The following is a 20,478-nucleotide window of genomic DNA, read 5'->3' on the forward strand; positions in this document are numbered from 1 at the left end:
ATCATTCGCCCGGCCCCTCAGTATAATAAATTTTTTCTAACTGTAAACTTCCCCTTGTGGAGTTCAGCCTGATTCAAGATCGGAACCCTGCCCTGATGACCATCCTGCAAGCGCTCGACGTTACCAAGAATTACCGCATCGGCAACCGCGACATCACCGTCCTCGACCGAGTCTCCCTGGACGTGAAAGAGGGCGAATTCCTGGTGGTGAAGGGGGAAAGTGGCAGCGGCAAATCAACCCTGCTCACCCTACTCTCAGGCCTGGACCGCCCGGACCAGGGACGCGTCTTCATCGAGGGGCGCGACATCACCGACCTCACCGAGGACGCCTTGGCGCCGCTGCGCAACAGCACATTCGGTTTCGTGTTCCAGTCCTTCCACCTGGTCCCTTCCCTGACGGCCCTGGAGAACGTGTCCTTTCCCGCCGAACTGCGGCAGGACCGCACTGCCCGCGCCAAAGCCGAGGCGCTTCTGGAACGGGTCGGGCTGGCTCACCGGATGGCGAGTTTCCCGCACCAACTCTCCGGCGGGGAAAAGCAGCGCTGCGCCATTTGCCGCGCCCTCATCAACGAGCCGCGTATCATTTTCGCCGACGAACCAACCGGCAACCTCGATTCCGTCAACGGTTCCGCCATACTGCAACTACTCCTGGAGCTGCAGCGTGAGCGTGGCACCACGTTGCTCCTGGTTACCCATAGCCCGGAGATAGCGCAGAGCGCCGACCGCGTGGTGACGCTCAAGGACGGGCGGGTGGTCACGGACGCGGCGCATGGTTAACCTCCGCTTCATCGCTCGACAGATGACCGGGGCGAAGCGGCAGTGCGCCGTCTTCATCCTCTGCGTCGCCCTTTCCATGATCACGCTGGTCTCGCTGGGGAGCTTCCGGGAGAGCGTGGAGAGTTCGCTGTTGCGGGACGCCCAGTCGCTGCATGGCGCTGATATCATCGTCAGGTCGCACGCTCCTCTCCCCTCTTCCATTGAGCAGGAAATCGCGGCGCTGGTGCACAATGGTCAGGCAAAAAGCGCCAGGTTCTGGGACTTTTACTCGGTGGTTCAGAAAGTAACGGGTGAAGGTTCTCTGCTCTGCGACCTGAAGGTGGTCGAGCCGGGCTACCCTTTTTACGGCCGCGTGCTGCTGGGATCGGGCAAGGCTCTCACCGAGGTGCTCCGGCCGGGGAGCGTGGTCGTCGAACAGCAGCTTCTCGACCGCCTGCGCCTGCGGCTTGGTGACCCACTCAAGGTGGGCAACGCGACGCTGGTGGTGCGCGATGTAGTGCTGCAGGAGCCGGATCGGCCGGTGAACTTCTTCTCGCTCGGGCCGAGGGTTTTCGTCGCCGCCGCGGACAAGGACGCCCTGGGGCTGATCGGGCTTGGCAGTCGTGTCGAGCACGTAACCCTGCTGAAGCTCGCACACAAGGGAGACCTCGACGCCATCGCCGCGCGCCTTTCCTCCGTCAGCGATGAAACCCGCGTGCGCGTCGCCACCTACAAAAACGCCGGTTCACGCGTAAAGCGCTTCTTCGACAACCTCTTGTTTTTCCTCAACCTGAGCGGCATATTTACGTTGCTCCTGTCCGGCTTCGGCATCCAGAGCACGCTCTTCGCGCTGTTGAAGGAACAGGAGCGGACCATCGCGGTGTTGAAGGCGCTCGGTGCCAAGAGCCGCTTCATTATCGGCCACTTCCTCACCGTCACCCTGGTCCTCGGCGCCATCGGCACCCTGGTTGGCCTCACCGGTAGTTTCGCCTTGCAGCACTTCCTCCCCTCACTGTTCAGCGGGCTGATTCCGGCCCAGGTCACGCTGCAGATCTCGTTCAGTGCGATCTGGCAGGGGGTGCTGATTGGCCTGCTGGTAGTGCTCCTGTTCACCGCCCTCCCCCTGTACCGGCTCAAGGAGGTGAAGCCCCGCGCCATTTTCGGCAAGGAGGAAGCCGCACGGATCTGGAGCCGCTCCACGTGGGTCATCGCGGGCGTGGGCGCGCTCTTTTTCCTGTCCATGGTGCTGATCCGGTTGCGCGACCTGAAAACCGGCCTGTACTTCGTGCTCGCGTTGGTGGGGTTGATCCTGGTCTCCTACCTCCTCGCCTCCGTGGTGCTTTGGCTGTTGCGAAAGAGCAGCCCCAAGAACCTCGCGCTCAGGCAGGCCCTCAAGGGGCTGTTCCGGCCGCACAACGCTTCGCTCTCCATCATCGTCACCCTTTCCGCCGCGCTCGGCGTGATCTTTTCCCTTACCCTGGTGGAAAAGAACCTCGACGCCAGCTTCATCGAATCGTTCCCCCCCGGCGCCCCCAACGTATTCCTGATCGACATCCAGCCGGACCAGAAGGAAGGTGTGGCGCGGCTTTTGGGTCCCGGCGCCACCTATTACCCCATCGTCAAAGGCACGGTCAGCGCGGTGAACGAGAAGCCGATCAACCCCGAGCAGGAGCGGAAATCGCGCGGCGACAACCTCGGGCGGGAGATGAACCTTACCTACCGCAACGACCTACTTACCGACGAACGCGTCGTTACCGGCGGCACGTTGTTCAGAAAGGATTGGGGCGACACTTTGCAGGTATCCGTGCTGGACACGGTGCTCAAGATGCACGACATGAAGGTGGGCGACAGTATCACCTTCAAGATCCAGGGCGTCCCGATGACGGCACGGATTGCCAGTATCCGGACCCGCACCAGCAGCGGTTTTACGCCCTTCTTCTATTTCGTCTTCCCGCCGGAGGCCATCGCCGGCGCACCGCACACCATCTTCGCGGCGGTCCGGGTGGACAAAAACAGGATCAGCCCGCTGCAGAATCAAGTCGTCGCCCAGTTCCCCAACATAAGCGTGATTGACCTCACCGAGACCGTGGTCATCTTCGGCCGCATCATGGCCAAGCTTTCCACCATCGTCCGTTTCTTCACCTCGTTCAGTATCGCCGCAGGGGTACTGATTGTGGTAAGCTCAGTCTTCGCGACCCGCTACGCCCGCATCCAGGAGGCAGTCTACTTCACCATCCTCGGCGCCAGGCGCAGGTTCGTGCTGGCCGTTTTCGCCGCGGAAAACCTGCTACTGGGGCTCGTCAGCGGCGCCATCGCGCTGCTCATGTCCCAGGTCGCGAGCCTGCTCATCTGCCGCAAGGGGCTCGATATGGAGTACCTGCCCTACCCCGCCGATAGCCTGTTGCTGCTGGCCGCGACCACGCTTCTGGTGGTCCTGGTCGGTATGGCGGTGACCCTCCCCCTGCTGCGCCAAAAGCCGGTGACCTTCCTGCGCGAGCAGTCGGACGAGTAAAAAAGCGAGGGCTCGGACTACTGGGACTGGCTCAGCAGGTGCCAGTCCCCGTAGTCTTGCTGTGCCAGTTTCACAGCTTAGCTTCGCCGCGTCAACCGCCATAGGAGAACAGCATGCGAAACCTTTTCACTATATTCACCTTGGCCATCTGCGCCATGACCGGTGCGGGCCCGGCCTTCGCGGCGGGTGCTGACAAGCCAGCTAGCAACGGCACCATCGTGGCCTTCGGCGACAGCCTCACCGCCGGTTACGGCGTGCCGGAGTCGGAAGCCTACCCGGCCCAATTGCAGCGCAAACTGCACCAGGCGGGCTACCAGTGGACCGTGATCAACGCCGGCATCAGCGGCGAGACCAGCACCGGTGCCCTCGCCCGCGTCGAATGGGTCATGAAGCTGAAGCCCGATATCGTCATCCTGGAAACCGGCGCCAACGACGGCCTGCGCGGCCAGGACCCCGTACTGGCCTACAGAAACATTGACAAAATCGTTGCCACGCTGCAGTCCAAGGGGGTAGTCGTGGTCCTCGCAGGCATGCGCATGCTGAAGAACCTCGGCCCCGCCTACACGACCAAATTCGCCGCCATCTACCCCCGCGTCGCCAAGGAGCGCAAGGTAATCCTGGTCCCGTTCTTCCTGGAAAAGGTGGCCGGCAAGGAGGGGCTCAACCTCTCTGATGGAGTCCACCCAACCGGCAAGGGGTACGCCATCGTTACCGAGACCGTCTACCCCTACCTCGTTAAAGCGATCAAACAAAAGGGCGGAGCGTGACTCACAGCTACTGTTTCAGATCTGTTAAAGTTGCCTGAACCCGCGTCTTGTCTTGCTTTTTTGCTCGATTTAATGTACACGTACTCTGTTAAACTGGGCGCCAATACTTACAGCCGAATCCGGCTATTCGTAGCAGCAATCGACATGATGCGTGGACCTGCCTTCTCCATGACCAAGCCTTGTCTTTCTGCCGATCCAGTACCATTACGCCATCACAACTCCGCTACAAATTCGTGGCAACAGGAGAATCCCGTTTGGATCTTTTTTCTCTTCAGGGCGAGTCTGGCGCTAGCTCTGGCAAATCCAAGAGTTCCGAGCCTGCCGTTATGAGTCTGAGAGACGCGCTCCGCGTCGTGCGTCACCCCCTGTACCTGGTGCAGCGGGACGGCGAACTGGTCCCCGAGCTTGGGGGCGCCGGCAGCGTCAATTCCTGCGTGGGTTATGCACCGGCCTGCCTCCCCGAAAACCTGGGCGACCCCTCTTTTTGCCGCGAGATCGGCATCCGCTTCCCGTACGTGGGAGGCTCCATGGCCAAGGGGATCAGCTCCGCCGCCATGGCCGAGGAACTTGGGCGCGCCGGCATGCTCGGTTTCTTCGGAGCCGCAGGCCTGCCCATCTCCACGGTGTCCGATACCGCTGACCGCCTCAAGCAGTCACTGGGCGACATCCCCTACGGCTTCAACCTGATCCACTCCCCGCACGAGCCGGAGTTGGAAAAGGAACTGGCCGAACTTTATATCCGCAAGGGTGTACGCATCATCGAGGCCTCTGCGTTCCTCGCCCTCACCCTTCCCCTGGTGCGCTACCGCCTGCACGGCATCAAGCGCGCCGCCGACGGCAGCATCGTCACGCCCAACCGGATCATTGCCAAGGTTTCCCGCGAGGAATTGGCGGCGAAATTCTTCGCTCCGGCGCCGGAGAAGCTTTTGCGGGCCCTCGTGGAGAACGGCTCCATCACCGCCGAACAGGCTGAACTTGCCGCGCACGTGCCGCTGGCGCAGGACGTCACCGCCGAGGCGGATTCCGGCGGTCACACCGACAACCGTCCGGCCATGGCCCTGTTCCCGACCATCAACTCGCTCGCAGCACGGTTAGAGCGCCAGTACGGCTACGACTGCAAGCTTCGCGTCGGTCTCGGCGGTGGCGTTTCCACCCCTGCCTCTGCCGCAGCCGCTTTCGCCATGGGCGCCGCCTACATCATGACCGGGTCCGTTAATCAGGCCTGCGTCGAGTCAGGCACCTCCGATACCGTGCGCGGCATGCTGGCCGGCACCCGCCAGGCCGACGTCACCATGGCCCCCGCCGCCGACATGTTTGAAATGGGCGTCACCGTGCAGGTCCTAAAGCGCGGCACCATGTTCCCGATGCGCGCGGCCAAGCTGTACGAGCTCTACCGCGCCTACGGCAGCATGGACGAGATTCCGGCCGCGGAGCGCGAAAAGCTGGAGAAGACCATGTTCCTGGCACCGCTGGAAGAGATCTGGCGCGGGACACGTGAATACTTCCTCAAGCGCGACCCGTCCCAGGTGGAGCGCAGCGAGCGCGACCCGAAGCACAAGATGGCGCTGGTCTTCCGGTGGTACCTCGGCATGGGGGCGCACTGGGCCAAGGACGGCGTCGAAACCCGCAAGATGGACTACCAGGTTTGGTGCGGCCCCGCCATGGGCGCTTTCAACGAATGGGCCGCCGGCTCCTTCCTCGAGGCGGCCACCGAGCGCAAGATCGTCACGGTCGCGCTCAACATCCTGCACGGTGCGGCGCACCTGACCCGCGCCAACTTCCTGCGTAGCCAGGGCATTGAGCTGCGCCTGGAAGAGATCGCTCCGCAACCCCTCGAAATCGCTCAAATCAAGGAGTACCTTTGTTGAAAACTGATGATCTGAAACCTGCCGTCTCCAGCAACGGAACTCAGCTTGCCATCATCGGCATCGGTTGCCTCTTTCCGCAAGCAGCGGATAAAAACGCCTACTGGGCCAACATCAAGGACGGGGTCGACGCCATCACGGAAGTCCCCTCGACCCATTGGCCGCTGGACGCCTACTACGACGAGGATCAGAAGAGCCCGGACCGCACCTACGGCCGCCGCGGCGGCTTCCTGTCGCCGGTCGACTTCAACCCGATGGAATTCAACATCCCGCCCAATGTGCTGGAGGCGATCGACACCTCGCAGCTTTTGGGACTGGTGGCCGCCGGTCAGGCCCTCAAGGATGCCGGTTACGGCCCCGATCGCGCCTTCGACAAGAGCAATGTCTCCGTTATTCTTGGCGTCACCGGAACGCTGGAACTCGTGATCCCGCTGGGCGCGCGCCTCGGGCATCCGGTCTGGCGCTCCGCCCTCAAGGACGCCGGGGTTGATGAGGCCACCGCCAAGGACGTGGTCGAGCGTATCTCCGACTCCTACGTCCCCTGGCAGGAAAACTCCTTCCCCGGTCTTTTGGGCAACGTGGTCGCGGGCAGGATCAGCAAACAGTACGACCTCGGCGGCACCAACTGCGTGGTCGACGCTGCTTGCGCCAGCTCCTTCAGCGCACTGCACCTGGCGTCCATGGAACTCATGTCCGGTAAATCGGATCTCGTCGTGAGCGGCGGCATCGACACCTTCAACGACATCTTCATGTACATGTGCTTCAGCAAGACCCCTGCCCTTTCCCCCACCGGCAACGCCAAGCCGTTCGACGTCTCGGCCGACGGCACCATCCTGGGCGAAGGGCTCGGCATCGTGGTGCTGAAGCGCCTGGCGGATGCGGAGCGCGACGGCGACAAAATCTACGCGGTGGTCCGCGGCATCGGTTCTTCCAGCGACGGCAAAGGCGACGCCATCTACGCCCCCAGTTCGGCCGGGCAGAAAAAGGCGCTCCTGAACGCCTACAGGAATTCGGACGTCACGCCGGAATCGATCGGGATGCTGGAAGCGCACGGCACCGGCACCAAGGTCGGCGATGCCGTCGAAGTGAGCGCGTTGCGCGAGGTGTACGGCAAGGCGGAGAACCCGTGGTGCGCGCTCGGCTCGGTGAAGTCCCAGATCGGTCACGCCAAGGCTGCGGCAGGTTCCGCAGGCCTGATCAAGGCGGCGCTCGCTCTGCACCACAAGGTGATCCCGCCGACTATAAAGGTGCAGACCCCGCAGCAAACGGTGATCGGAGATAACTCCCCCTTCTACCTCCCGAGCGGCAAACGCCCCTGGTTCCCCCGTCCCGATGCGCCGCGTCGCGCCGGGGTCAGCGCCTTCGGTTTCGGCGGCTCCAACTTCCACGTGGTCCTCGAGGAATATCAGCCCAAGAAACAGTGTGTGGACTGGGACGGCAACACCCAGATCCTGGCCTTCTCCGGTGCCGACGGCACCGCTTTGGCCGCGAAGCTCGATGCCGTTCCCGCCGATGCTGCATGGGGCGCCCTGCGCGACCTGGCGCTTAGTTCCCGCACCTCCTTCGACGCCAAGGCGTCCTGCCGACTCGCGCTGGTCGTGGAGCGCGGCAAGACCAACCTCGCCTCCTTGGTGAAGAACGCCCGTGCCATGCTGGACAAGAACGCGAAATCCGCCTGGCAGACCCCCGACGGCGCCTACTTCGCTTGCGGCGGTGCGCCCGGTAAGCTCGGCATGCTGTTCCCCGGTCAGGGGTCGCAGTACACCGGGATGCTCAACGACCTCGCCTGCAGCTTCCCGCAGGTGCTGGACGCCGTTGTCTCTGCCGACGAGGGATTCGTCAGCGCCGATGGCAAGATGCTGTCCGACCTGATCTACCCACCTTCCGCTTACGCTGACGATGCCCGTGCCAAGCAGGAGGACGAACTGCGCGCCACCCAGATCGCGCAGCCAGCCATCGGCGCCACCAGCCTCGGTGCTCTGCGCGTGCTGCAGACCTTCGGTATCGAACCTGACGCCGTTGCCGGCCACAGCTATGGTGAACTCACCGCCCTGTGCGCCGCCGGCAGGCTCGACGAGAGCGCGCTGCACGAACTGTCCCGCCTGCGCGGCAAGCTGATGGGCGCCGGCGCCGGTGACAAGGGAAGCATGCTCGCCGTGTCCGCGCCGCTGGAGAAAATCGCCGAAGTCGTCGCCGCTGAGAAGCTCGACCTGGTCATCGCCAACAAGAATGCCCCCACCCAGGCCGTTCTTTCCGGCGCCACCGCCGAGATCAAGCGCGCCGTCACCGTCTTCAAGGGACTCGGTCTCACCTGCAAGGAACTGCCGGTCGCCGCCGCTTTCCATAGCGCGCTCGTCGCCGACGCCGCCAAGCCGTTCCTGGCCGCGCTGGAAAAGATCGACATGCCGCAGGCGAAGATCCCGGTCTACGCCAACACCACCGCCGCCGTCTACCCGGCCGATGCGACCGCTGCCAAGGCGCAGCTCGCCGCTCAGCTTGCCAAGCCGGTTGAGTTCGTCGCCGAGATCGAGGCCATGTACGCCGCCGGGATCACCAACTTCGTCGAAGTCGGCCCGGGCAACCGCCTGGCAGGCTTGGTTCAGGCCATCCTCGGCAATCGCCCCCACGTCGCCTTCGCTATCGATGCCTCCTCCGGCAAGCGTGGCGGTGTCGCGGACCTGGCCCGCACCCTGGCGCAGCTTGCCGTGCTCGGTTACGGCGCCAACCTCGCGCTCTGGGATGATGGGCATACGCCCGCCCCGGCACCGACTGGCAAGAAGCCCGTGATGACGATCCCGCTGTGCGGCGCCAACTACGTGAAGGCCAAGCCGAAGAAACCGCCGGTCCAGCCGAAACCTGCCATGGTGGCAGCGCCGCAGGCACCGATCGCTCCCGCAGCAGCCTCCGCGGCTCCGGCACAGGCCGCAGCCGTGGCGCCGCAAACCGGATACTACAACGCCGCGCCCGCAGCGCCCGCCTACCAGCCGCAGGCTGGTGCCCAGCCGGCTTCGCATGGGTCGTTGAACGAATCCCTGCGCCTGGCCCGCGAAGGAATGGCAGTCCTGCAGAAGATGCAGGAAGACACTGCGCTTCTGCACCGTCGTTTCCTCGAAGGACAGGAAGCGGCAGCTAAGACTTTCCAGACGCTCCTTGAGCAGCAGCAACGAATGATCATGGGCGCACCGATGGCTCCGGCCACCTACGTGGCTCCGACCGCCGTTGCGCCTGCCTACGTGGCCCCGGTCGCAGCCGCCACTGCTCCTGTTGCCGCTCCGGTAGTTGCCAAGGCTGCTCCGTCGTCTACCGCCGCCGTCGCAGCGGGGACTGGCTCCGCAGGTGCCGGTCCCCTTTCTAACGTTACCGAAACCCTCCTCAAAGTGGTCAGCGAGAAAACCGGCTATCCCATTGAGATGCTTGAGTTGGACATGGGGATGGACTCCGACCTCGGTATCGACTCCATCAAGCGCGTCGAGATCCTCTCAACCCTCCAGGAACGCCTCCCCGGCTCTCCCGTGATCGGGCCTGAGCACCTTGGCACCCTGCGTACGCTGGGCGACATCGCCGGGCACCTTGCCGCCGGCGCCGTTTCTACTGCTGCTGTCGCTGCAGCGGGGACTGGCTCCGCAGGTGCCGGTCCCCTTTCCCCCGCCGCCAGCCAGGTAACCGAAACCCTCCTCGCCGTCGTCAGCGAGAAGACTGGCTACCCTGTGGAAATGCTCGAACTCGAGATGGGCATGGACTCCGACCTCGGCATCGACTCCATCAAGCGCGTCGAGATCCTCTCCACGCTGCAGGAACGCCTCCCCGGTTCGCCTGCCATCGGCCCAGAGCACCTTGGCACCCTGCGCACCCTGGGCGACATCGCGGGCCATCTCGCCGCCGGTGCCGTCTCAGCTGCTGTCGCACCTGCCGCTGCAGTCGCAGCGGGGACTGGCTCCGCAGGTGCCGGTCCCCTTACCACCGTAACTGAAACCCTCCTCGCCGTGGTGAGCGAGAAAACCGGCTACCCCGTGGAAATGCTCGAACTGGAAATGGGGATGGATTCCGACCTCGGCATTGACTCCATTAAACGTGTCGAGATCCTGTCCACGCTGCAGGAGCGTCTCCCCAGCTCTCCCGCCATCGGTCCCGAGCACCTGGGCACCTTGCGTACCCTCGGTGACATTGCCGGGCATCTCGCTGCGGGTACAGCTTCCGTAGCAGCGGTAGCCCCGGTAGCAGCACCTCAAACTGCGGCCGCGGCACCTGCCGGTGCAGACGTTGCCGCCGTCCTGCTGGAGGTTGTCAGCGAGAAAACCGGCTATCCGACCGAAATGCTTGAACTAACCATGGGCATGGACTCCGACCTCGGCATCGACTCGATCAAGCGTGTCGAGATCCTCTCCACGCTGCAGGAGCGCCTGCCGGGTTCACCGTCTATCGGCCCGGAGCACCTGGGCACCTTGCGCACCCTGGGTGACATTGCCGGCTTCCTCGGTTCCGGCTCCGCCGCAGCCCCGGTCGCTGCAGCCGCTGCAGCTCCGACTGCACCTGCTACGCCCGTCGCGTCTCCTGGCGCCGCCGTCGATCACGCCGCTGTCTGCCAAGCCCTGCTCGAAGTCGTCAGCGACAAGACCGGCTACCCGGCCGAGATGCTGGAATTGACCATGGGCATGGATTCCGACCTCGGCATCGATTCCATTAAGCGCGTCGAGATTCTGTCCGCCCTGCAAGAGCGCCTCCCGGCCTGCCCGGCCATCGGCCCGGAGCACCTGGGGACCTTGCGCACTTTGGGCGACATCGCCAATTTCCTTGCTGGCCCGGCACAGCCGGCCGCTTCAGCCGCTCCGGTCGCGCCTGTCGCTGTCGACGTTACTGCACCTGTCGCTACTGCAGCAGTTCCTGCCGTTGCAGCCGCCGCACCGATTGAAAGCCCGGCGCACCCGATTCAGCGCAGTTCGATGATCCCGGTGCTGCTCGGCGACAGCGACGACGACGCCATCACCCTCGCCAACGACGGCGAGATCTGGGTTACCGACGACGGCTCCGCATTCGCCGCTGAACTGTGCGGCATCCTGCTTGAGCACGGCTGCTCCGTCCGGAAGATCAACGCGGCACAGGCACAACAGATTGCTCCGGCAGGCAAACTTTCCGGCTTGGTCATCTGCGCGCCGGTAGCAGGCACCGATGACCTGTTCCTGGAGAACGCCTTCCAACTTCTCAAGAATGCCGCTGCGGCACTGGGCGAGTCCGGCCGCGCTGACGGTGCCGTCTGCGTTACCGTTTCCCGCCTGGACGGTGCATTCGGCTTCAGTTCTACCAAGAACTTGAAGGATCCCCTTTCCGGCGCCCTGGCCGGTCTCACAAAAACCGCCGCCTTCGAATGGCCGGAAGTTTCCTGCAAGGCGATCGATCTGGGCGAGTTTGCCCATCCCGCAGCCGCAGCGGGCGCCGTGGCCGTGGAAATGCTGCGTCGCGGGCCGGTCGAGGTCGGCCTGACCCCGGACGGTCGCTTCGGGCTGCAGACCGCCGTACTTCCCGCCGCACCCGCTCCGGTCGATCCGGTCCTGGCGAAGGGTGACGTCGTGGTGATCACCGGCGGCGGCCGCGGTGTTACCGCCGTTTCCGCGCTGGCACTCGCCAAGGAATACCATCCGTTCCTGGTGCTCCTGGGGCGGAGCCCCGAGCCGCAGGATGAACCCGCCTGGCTCTCCGGCATCACGGACGAGGCTGAGACCAAGCGCGCCATCATGCAAAACGCTACCGGCAAGCTCCATCCCCGCGAAATCGAGGAGCGCTACCGCTCCGTGGTGGCCGGGCGCGAACTGCGCGAGACCTTGAACGCCATCGCCGCCACCGGTGCCGAGGCCATCTACCGCTCGGTCGACATCCGCGACCAGAGCGCGATGGAACTCCTGCTCGGCGAAGTACGCCGCGCTCATGGCCCGATCCGCGGCGTTGTGCACGGCGCCGGCGTCCTGGCCGATCGCCTCATCGTGGACAAGACTCCGGAGCAGTTCGAACAGGTCTACAGCACCAAGGTGCACGGCCTGCGCTCCCTGCTGCACGCGACCCGCAACGACGACTTGAAGTTCGTCGCCCTCTTCTCCTCCTCCACCGGCCGCTTCGGACGGGTTGGCCAAGTGGATTACGCGGTCGCCAACGAGGTGCTCAACAAGACGGCCCAGGCCGAAGCGCGCCGCCGCACCAACTGCCGCTGCGTCAGCATCAACTGGGGACCGTGGGACGGTGGCATGGTCACGCCCGCGCTGAAAAAGGTATTCGCTGCCGAGGGGATCGGTGTGATCGATCTCGTCGAGGGGGGCGAGTTCCTGGCCCGCGAAATCTCCGCCGCCGATGCGCCGGTAGAGATCGTCGCCATTGCCCAGCTCCCCGAGCAGGCAGGCGCCACCGCACCGGCGGCCGGCAAGCCGCAGAGCCTGTCCGAGGCATTCTCGCTCACGCTCACCGTACCGGAGTACCCCTTCCTGCGCTCACACGTGCTGGACGGCAAGGCGGTGCTCCCGATGGCGGTCATCGTCGAGTGGCTCGCCCACGGCGCGCTGCACGGCAACCCTGGTTTCCGTTTCCACGGCTTCAACGACCTGCGCATCTGCAAAGGCGTTGTCTTCGAGGACAACACCCCGTTCAAGTTGAACGTGATGGCGGGACGTGCTGAAAAACGTGAGTCGTTCTGGTTGGTTCCAGTTGAAATGTGCAGCCCGGGCGTCAACGGCAAGACCATCCTGCACGCCCGCGCCGAGATCGTGCTGGCGACTAAGCATCCGGAGGGTATCCGTTCCATCAAGGAAATCCCGAGTACCCCGTACGCACCGCAAGACGGCATGATCTACAACAACGAGCGCCTGTTCCACGGGCCGGACCTGCACGGCATCGAGCAGGTGGACGGTTGCTCCGCCAAGGGGATCGCCGCTTCCGTCAAGGGCGCTCCGGCGCCCGCCAAATGGATCAGGCGCCCCCTGAGGAGCTCCTGGCTCACCGATCCGCTGGTCATCGACAGCGCCTTCCAGATGATGATCCTCTGGAGCTTCGAGCGTTTCGGCGCCGGTTCGCTCCCCTGCTTCGCCGGGCGCTACCGCCAGTTCCAGGAGTCCTTCCCGCGCGAGGGCGTTCAGATCGTCATCCGCGTCACCTCCGAGAGCCAGCACGGCGCCAGCGCCGACATGGAGTTCCTGGACCGCAGCAGCGGCAAGCTGGTGGCGCGCCTCGAAGGGTACGAGTGCATCATCGATCCATCCCTGAAACAGGCCTTCCAGCGCAACAAGCTTAGGACCGTAACTGTTGTGGGGGCTGCATAGGCATGAAGCAGCCTTCGCCTTCCGTGGCAATCGTCGGCCTGGGCGGGATCTTTCCCGACGCGCCGGAACTGACAACTTTCTGGGAAAACATCCGTAACGCCAAGAGCGCGGCGCGCGAGGTTCCGGCCGGACGCTGGGCCCTCGCGGCTGACGCCGCCTTCCATCCCGAAGCCGGCAAGCCCGACCACGTCTACTCCAAGCGGGGCTGTTTCATCGACAGCCTTCCTCCCCTGTCCTCGCTCTCCGGGCTGCACATCGACCCGAAGCTTACCGACGGGCTGGATCCCGCTTGCCACATGCTGCTGCACGCAGGCAAGAGAGCCTTCGACAGCGCGGTCACCGCCAAGCTGGACCGCTCCCGCGTCGGCGTCATCATCGGCAACTTGGCCCTCCCCAGCGAAAAATCCGCCGAGCTCTCCCGCGCCCTCCTAGGCCGCACCTTCGAGGAGAAACTCCTGGGGCACGCCGGCACCGACCCGATTCCCAACCCGCTCAACCGCCACGTGGCCGGGCTCCCGGCCGGGCTCCTGGCGGCAGCACTCGGCCTGGGCGGAGGGTGCAGCACCCTGGATGCGGCCTGCGCATCCTCGCTCTACGCCATCAAGCTCGCCTGCGACGAACTTCTTTCCGGCCGCGCCGACGCCATGTTGACCGGCGGCCTGTCCCGTCCCGATCCACTTTACACCCAGATGGGCTTTGCCCAGTTGCGCGCCCTTTCGCGGCGCGGCATCTGCTCCCCCTTCGATGCCTCCGGCGACGGCCTGGTGGTGGGCGAAGGCGCCGGCATCTTCGTGCTCAAGCGCCTGGACGACGCCATCGCTCAGGGCGACCGCATCTACGGCGTGATCAAGGGGATCGGCCTCTCCAACGACGTCGGCGGCAGCCTCCTGGCGCCCATGGCCGACGGGCAGTTGCGCGCCATGCGCTCCGCCTACGAGAAGGCCGGGTGGAAGCCGCAGGACGTTGACCTGATCGAGTGCCACGCCACGGGTACCCCGGTCGGCGACGCCACCGAGGTCAGCAGCCTTAGGGAACTCTGGGGCGACGCCCCCGGCAAAGGGTGCGTGATCGGCTCGGTGAAGTCCAACATCGGACATCTTTTGACTGCCGCTGGTTCCGCAGCACTCACCAAGGTGCTCTTGGCCATGTCCGAGGAAACCCTTCCGCCGACTGCTAACTTCAAGCAGGCGCCGGAGAATTTCCGGCTGGAAGAGAGCCCGTTCCGGGTCCTGCAGGGTGCGACCCCCTGGCAGCGTCGCGCGGACGGCGTTCCCCGCCGTGCCGCAGTATCCGCTTTCGGTTTCGGCGGCATCAACGCGCACCTGCTGGTAGAGGAATGGCTCCCTGCTGGCGCAGGTGCTGAATCTGCCAGCAGGGGGACAGGCACCTGGCGGAGCCAGTCCCCTGGTCCGGTCGCCGTGGTCGGCCTCGATGCCCGCTTCGGCAAATGGCAGGATCTGAAATCCTTCCAGGCCCGCGCTCTCGGCGGTGACGCTGGCGCCAAGACATCGAACCCCAAAGACTGGTGGGGTGCCGAGCAGAGCGCCTGGTTCGCCACTGAAAAGCTGAAGGACACCCCCTTCTCCGGCTATTACCTGGACGAGTTCGCCCAGCCGACGGACCAGTTCCGTATCCCGCCCAAAGAACTGGAGGAAATGCTGCCACAGCAGCTCCTCATGCTGCAATCCGCCGCGGCCGCCATCAAGGATGCGAGAATGGATCGCGGCGACAACCTGCGCGCCGGGGTTTTCGTCGGCATCGCGCTCGACCTGAACAGCACCAACTTCGCCTTCCGATGGACCATAGCGGAGAAGGCGAAGGTATGGGCGCGCCAGCTCGGCCTGCAGCTCTCACCGGAGCAACTGGAGCAGTGGATTGAGCAACTGCGCGACCAGGCGGGCCCGGCGCTTACCGCAAACCGCACCATGGGCGCACTCGGCAGCGTCGTCGCCAGCCGCGTGGCGCGGGAATTCCGCTGCGGCGGACCCAGCTTCACCATGTCCAGCGAGGAAAGCTCTGGCTTGCGTGCGCTGGAAACGGCGGTGCGCCAGCTGCAGTCCAACGAAATCGACCGCGCCGTCGTCGGTGCCGTGGACTTGGCCGGTGACTTCAGGGCCGTGATCGGCCAGCACCTGAACCGCCCCTACTCCGGCTTTGGCAGCGCCACCCCCTTCGACCAGTCCGCCGACGGCGCAGTGGTCGGCGAGGGCGCCGCCGCCGTGATCCTGAAGCGACTGGAAGACGCGGAGCGCGACGGGGACCGGATCTACGCCGTCATCGGCGGCGTGGGCAGTGCGAGCGGCGAAGTCATGCTCCCCGGCGTCCCCGCCTACCGTCACGCCTTGGAGCGCGCCTACGGCGAGGCGGAGGTTGCACCCGCCAGCATCGGTCTCATTGAGGCCCACGGCAGCGGCAACGCGGCCGAGGACCGGATGGAAGCGGCCGCCCTCACCGAGTTCTTCGATGAGCCTGGCCCTGCCGCGCAGGCAAGGCGGGTCCCCGTGGCCAGCGTCAAGGCCGACATCGGCCACACCGGCGCCGCATCGGGCCTGGCCTCGCTGGTGCGCGGCTGCCTGGCACTGTACCAGGAGATCATCCCGGGCACCCGTTCCGGCGAGCGCCCAGTCAGCCAACTCTCCGGCAACGGTGCCCTCTTCCTCCCCAACGGGTCGCGCTACTGGCTGAGAAACCGCAGCGAAGGCGTGCGCCATGCCGGTGTCAGTGTCTTCGGCGTGGACGGCAGCGTGAGCCATGTCGTGCTGCAGGGTTACGACAACCTGCCGGAGCGCGCTTCCGTCGAACGCGTGGCGCCGTTGGCTGGCTGGGACGAGTTCCTGTTCAGCGTCACCGGCGCGGATCGCCAGGAGCTCGCGGAAGGGATGCGGCAGTTGCGGGAAACGGCCGAGAAAAGGCCGGCACCGGATATGGCCGTCCTTTCCCGGCGCGTCTGCAAGGAAAGCAGCGCTTCCGGCGCACTGCTCGCCGTCTCCCTGGTGGCCCGCAGCGCCGACGAGCTTGTTTCGCTGTGCCAGCAGGGAGAGCGGTTCCTCCGTTCCGATGCGGCCTACGCCGAGGCGGTGCTGCACCCGTCCCAGCGCGATCGTCTTTTCTTCAACGACAAGCCGATCGGCAAAAACGGCAAGATCGGCTTTGTCTACCCCGGCTCCGGTAACCATTTCGTCGGCATGGGGATGGAACTCTCCGCCCGTTGGCCGGAGGTGTATCGCCGCCAGGACGCCGAAAGCCTCTACCTGCGCGAGCAGTTCCAGCCGGAGCAGTTCTGGAACGGCGCTCCCATCGACAGCGTGCACGAGAACCATTTGGCCGTCATCTTCGGACAGGTGGCCACCGGATGCGCCGTCACCGACGTAGTGCAGCGCTTCGGGATCAAGCCCAACGCGGTGATCAGCTACAGCCTGGGCGAATCCGCCGGGCTCTTCGCCACCCGCACCTGGACCGAGCGCGACCTGATGCTGACCCGCATGAAGGCCTCAACCCTGTTCACCCGCGATCTGGCCGGCGAATGCCGCGCCGCCCGCGACGCCTGGGGCGAGCCGGACGGCAAGGAGATCAACTGGAGCATCGGCGTCGTGGACGCACCCGCACGTGAAGTGCGCCGCGCCCTCAAGAAGACCAGCCGGGTTTACCTGCTCATCGTCAACACGCCGGACGAGTGCGTCATCGGCGGCGACGTGAAGTGGGTGAAGCACCTGGTGGCCATGCTCGACTGCCGCTTCTTCCCGCTGCAGGGGGTGACCACCGTGCATTGCGAGGTGGCGCGCCAGGTGGCCAATGCCTATCGCGACCTGCACGTATTCAATACCAACCCGCCTGCCGGCGTGACCTTTTACAGCGGTGCCGCCGGTAGCGCCTTCCAGGTGAACCGCCGCAGCGCGGCCGAGTCGATACTGGCCCAGGCCGTCGAGGGGATCGACTATCCCAAGGTGATCGAGGCCGCGTACGAGGAGGGGATCCGCTACTTCGTCGAGATGGGCCCCGGTGCTTCCTGCAGCCGGATGATCGGGCGCATCCTCAATAACCGTCCCCACGTGGCCCGCTCGGTCTGCCAGCCGGGCACCGATGCCAACTCCGGTCTGTTGCGGCTTCTGGCCCAGCTTACCGCCGAGCGCGTCCCGGTCGATCTGGAGCCGCTCTTCGTCACTACGCCGGATCTTCCGGTGCAGGCATCGGTCCTGGCATGCGAGCCCAAAGGGCTCCGCTTCTCTACCGGAGGCGCACCCTTCGCGCCGGGCTTGCCCCAGGCCGAACAGGCTACTCAGGTCACGGCAGTTGCAGCGACGCCTGCCGCGGTCAAAGCCCCGGCCGAACCGCGTGCCGCGCAGCAACCTGCTGGGATTGTTGTACCGGCAACCTCTGTTGCGCCGGTAATGCCAGGCGTAAATAAACCGGTAAGTACGACCAAGAAAATACCCACTACTGCTGGCTTCACGACCGCTTCCTCGGCTACTGCGACGACGTTTAACGCTGTGCCGCAATCGGTAGTTCAGCCGACGCAGAGTGCGGCGCCGCAGGTCAATGCGGCTACGGCCCCTGTCACACAGGTGCACGCCGCAGAGCCGGTCGCTGATCCCCTGCTGAGCGATTTTGCCCGTGCGCGGGACGCGCACCAGCAGGCTCACGATGCCTACCTCAGGGTGGCGAACGACTTGAGCCAGTCAATCGCTGACGCTTTGGCGCTGCAGATTTCCATCCAGGAGCAGATGCTGGCTGCAGGCATCGCGGTCGATCCGCAAATCCCCTCTGTCTCCCCTTCGCAAAGGGGAGGACGTGAGGCGCGTGCAGCGTTTGATGGCGGCAGCGCGGCGGTTTCGGGTCACGCTCGTGCTACGGCTTCGGCACCTGCTACGGCTCCAACTGCTGCTCCGGCTGTGGCACCTGCCCCCTACCCTGGCGCGCTGCCGGCGCTGTACGACTACGACATGTGCCTGGAGTTCGCCATCGGATCTGTCGCCAAGATGCTTGGTCCGGAATTCGCCGAGGCGGACAGCTACCCAACCAGGGTTAGGCTGCCGGACGTCCCGCTGCAGCTGGTGCACCGCATCGTGACGCTCGAGGGCGAGCCGCAATCGATGACCAGCGGCCGCGTGGTCACCCAACACGACGTCCATCCCGGCGCATGGTACCTGGACGGCGGTCGTATTCCGACCTGCATCGCGGTCGAGGCGGGACAGGCCGACCTGTTCCTGTCCGGCTACCTCGGCATCGACTTCATCACCAAGGGGCTTGCCGTGTACCGGCTCCTGGACGCCGTGGTGACCTTCCATCGCGAGCTTCCGGCACCGGGCGAGACCATCAACTACGACATCCGCATCGAGCGCTTCTTCAGGCAGGGCGAGACTTACCTGTTCCGCTTCCACTTCGAGGCGACCGTAAATGGGCAACCGCTCCTTTCCATGCGCAATGGTTGCGCCGGCTTCTTCACCCAGGAAGAGCTCGACGCCGGCAAAGGAATCGTGCGCGGTGCCATCGACCTGCGCCCGCGGACCGGTAAGCTGCCTGCGGACTGGCAGTACCTAGTCCCCATGCAGACGGCAGCTTACGACGCACGACAGTTGGACGCCCTGCGCCGCGGCGACCTCGCCGGGTGCTTCGGGCCGATCTTCTCCGGTCTGCCGATCCAGCGTCCCCTGACTATCCCGGGTGGCAGGATGGAACTGGTGCACCGCGTCATGGAGCTGGTGCCCGATGGCGGCCGCTGCGGTCTTGGCTTCATCCGCGCCGAAGCGGACATCCATCCGGACGACTGGTTCATCACCTGTCACTTCGTCGATGATCGCGTCATGCCAGGCACGCTCATGTACGAGTGCTGCATGCACACGCTGCGCATCTTCCTGCTGCGCCTGGGTTGGGTTGCTGAGGCCGACGGTGCCGCCTGGCAGCCTGTCCCGGGTGTCGCCAGCCAACTCTGCTGCCGCGGCCAGGTGCTGGAGACGACCAAGGTGGTGACCTACGAGGTTACTGTGCGCGAACTGGGCTACCGCCCCGAACCGTATGCCATTGTCGACGCACTGATGTACGCCGACGGGAAGCCGATCGTCGAAATTACGAACATGTCCGCGCGGCTGACCGGCACCACCCGTGAAGCGTTGCTTCAGTTGTGGCAGCCCAACGTGGCGCAATCGCACATCTTTGCCCCGGCGGCACTTCAGGTGCCTGCCTACGATCAGAAGCCGGCCATCTACACCAAACAGCAGATCCTGGCGTACAGCAACGGTAATCCGTCCGAAGGGTTCGGGGACCGTTACAAGGTCTTCGACAGCAAGAGGAAGATCGCCCGCCTGCCCGGCCCGCCGTTCCAGTTCATGGATCGCGTCACCGGCATCAAAGGCGAACCGTGGCAGATGGTGCCGGGCGCCATGGCCGAGGCGCAGTACGACATCCCGGTGGACGAGTGGTACTTCGCCGCCGACCGTCAGCCGCGTATGCCTTTTGCCGTACTCCTGGAAGCCGCGCTGCAACCCTGCGGTTGGCTTGCTGCCTATGTCGGTTCCGCCCTCACCAGCCCGACCGACATCTCTTTCCGCAACCTCGGTGGGACGGCAATCCAGCATCGCCCGGTCACGCCGCACAGCGGCACGCTGACTGCCACGGCCACACTCACCAAGGCGGCCACCAGCGGCGGCATGATCATCCAGGAATTCGACTTCTCTGTGGCCGACCGCGACGGCGTGCTGTACGAAGGCGAGACCATGTTCGGATTCTTCGCCAAGGAGGCGCTGGCCAACCAGGTGGGGATCCGTGAGGCGGCGCCGTACCTCCCGAGCGCCGAAGAAGTGGGCCGGGGTCGCTCCCTCCCCTACCCCGAGCAGCGTCCTTTCCCGGACAAGATGCTTCGCATGATCGACAGGATCGAACTGTACGTCGCCGATGGCGGCCCGGCCGGCCTTGGCTATCTGAAAGGTACCAAGACGGTCGTCGCTGAGGATTGGTATTTCAAGGCGCATTTCTATGAAGACCCCGTCACGCCGGGATCGCTGGGGCTCGAATCGTTCCTGCAGTTGATGAAGTTCGCGGCCGTCGATCGCTGGGGCTGGAACGAAGGCGACACCATCGCAGCGGTAGCCTTGGAGCGCAAGCACCGCTGGCTCTACCGCGGCCAGGTGGTGCCGACCGACAAGGAAGTCACCGTGATTGCCTGGATCACCGCCGTCGATGACACCAACCGCGTCCTTACCGCCGCAGGCTTCCTGTACGTGGACGGGCGGGCTATCTACCAGATGAACGACTTCACCGTGCAGATTGAAAGAGGCTAAACCCTTG

Annotated in this window: 6 protein-coding genes; all 6 read left to right on the plus strand. The window is 64.9% G+C overall.

The genetic code is table 11. The annotated features are described in order from the left end of the window. The first annotated feature begins 95 nt into the window (after window positions 1-95). The 6 genes from JFN90_RS12055 (at window position 96) to JFN90_RS12080 (ending at window position 20,471) form a co-directional block, all read left to right on the plus strand. Window positions 96-776: an ABC transporter ATP-binding protein gene (locus JFN90_RS12055; protein ID WP_199395364.1), complete on the plus strand. Its 681-nt coding sequence runs from the start codon at window positions 96-98 to the stop codon at window positions 774-776. Then, window positions 769-3,267, plus strand: a complete 2,499-nt coding sequence (locus tag JFN90_RS12060; protein WP_199395365.1) for an ABC transporter permease — start codon at window positions 769-771, stop codon at window positions 3,265-3,267. The genes JFN90_RS12055 and JFN90_RS12060 overlap by 8 nt, the downstream gene beginning before the upstream one ends. A 113-nt stretch (window positions 3,268-3,380) precedes the next feature. After that, window positions 3,381-4,034, plus strand: coding sequence for an arylesterase (locus JFN90_RS12065; protein WP_199395366.1), 654 nt, complete (start codon window positions 3,381-3,383; stop codon window positions 4,032-4,034). Between the two features lie 326 nt (window positions 4,035-4,360). Beyond that, a complete protein-coding gene (locus JFN90_RS12070) occupies window positions 4,361-5,902 on the plus strand; it encodes a PfaD family polyunsaturated fatty acid/polyketide biosynthesis protein (protein WP_236018976.1) in 1,542 nt (513 codons plus the stop codon). Then, window positions 5,899-13,197: a type I polyketide synthase gene (locus tag JFN90_RS12075; protein ID WP_199395368.1), complete on the plus strand. Its 7,299-nt coding sequence runs from the start codon at window positions 5,899-5,901 to the stop codon at window positions 13,195-13,197. Before JFN90_RS12070 ends, JFN90_RS12075 begins: the two co-directional genes overlap by 4 nt. Before the next feature lie 2 nt (window positions 13,198-13,199). Continuing rightward, window positions 13,200-20,471 (plus strand): beta-ketoacyl synthase N-terminal-like domain-containing protein, encoded by a 7,272-nt coding sequence (locus JFN90_RS12080; protein WP_199395369.1) that lies wholly within the window; start codon window positions 13,200-13,202, stop codon window positions 20,469-20,471. The last annotated feature ends 7 nt before the right edge of the window (window positions 20,472-20,478 follow it).

Origin of the sequence: Geomonas propionica (assembly GCF_016458235.1) — a bacterium.
GTDB classification, from domain to species: domain Bacteria; phylum Desulfobacterota; class Desulfuromonadia; order Geobacterales; family Geobacteraceae; genus Geomonas; species Geomonas propionica.

What these genes read in the sequence shown, in the direction of transcription:
- JFN90_RS12070 (WP_236018976.1), top strand. Translation starts at nt 4,361, where the DNA reads ATGAGTCTGAGAGACGCGCTCCGCGTCGTGCGTCACCCCCTGTACCTG.
- JFN90_RS12060 (WP_199395365.1), top strand. Translation starts at nt 769, where the DNA reads ATGGTTAACCTCCGCTTCATCGCTCGACAGATGACCGGGGCGAAGCGG.
- JFN90_RS12065 (WP_199395366.1), top strand. Translation starts at nt 3,381, where the DNA reads ATGCGAAACCTTTTCACTATATTCACCTTGGCCATCTGCGCCATGACC.
- JFN90_RS12080 (WP_199395369.1), top strand. Translation starts at nt 13,200, where the DNA reads ATGAAGCAGCCTTCGCCTTCCGTGGCAATCGTCGGCCTGGGCGGGATC.
- JFN90_RS12055 (WP_199395364.1), top strand. Translation starts at nt 96, where the DNA reads ATGACCATCCTGCAAGCGCTCGACGTTACCAAGAATTACCGCATCGGC.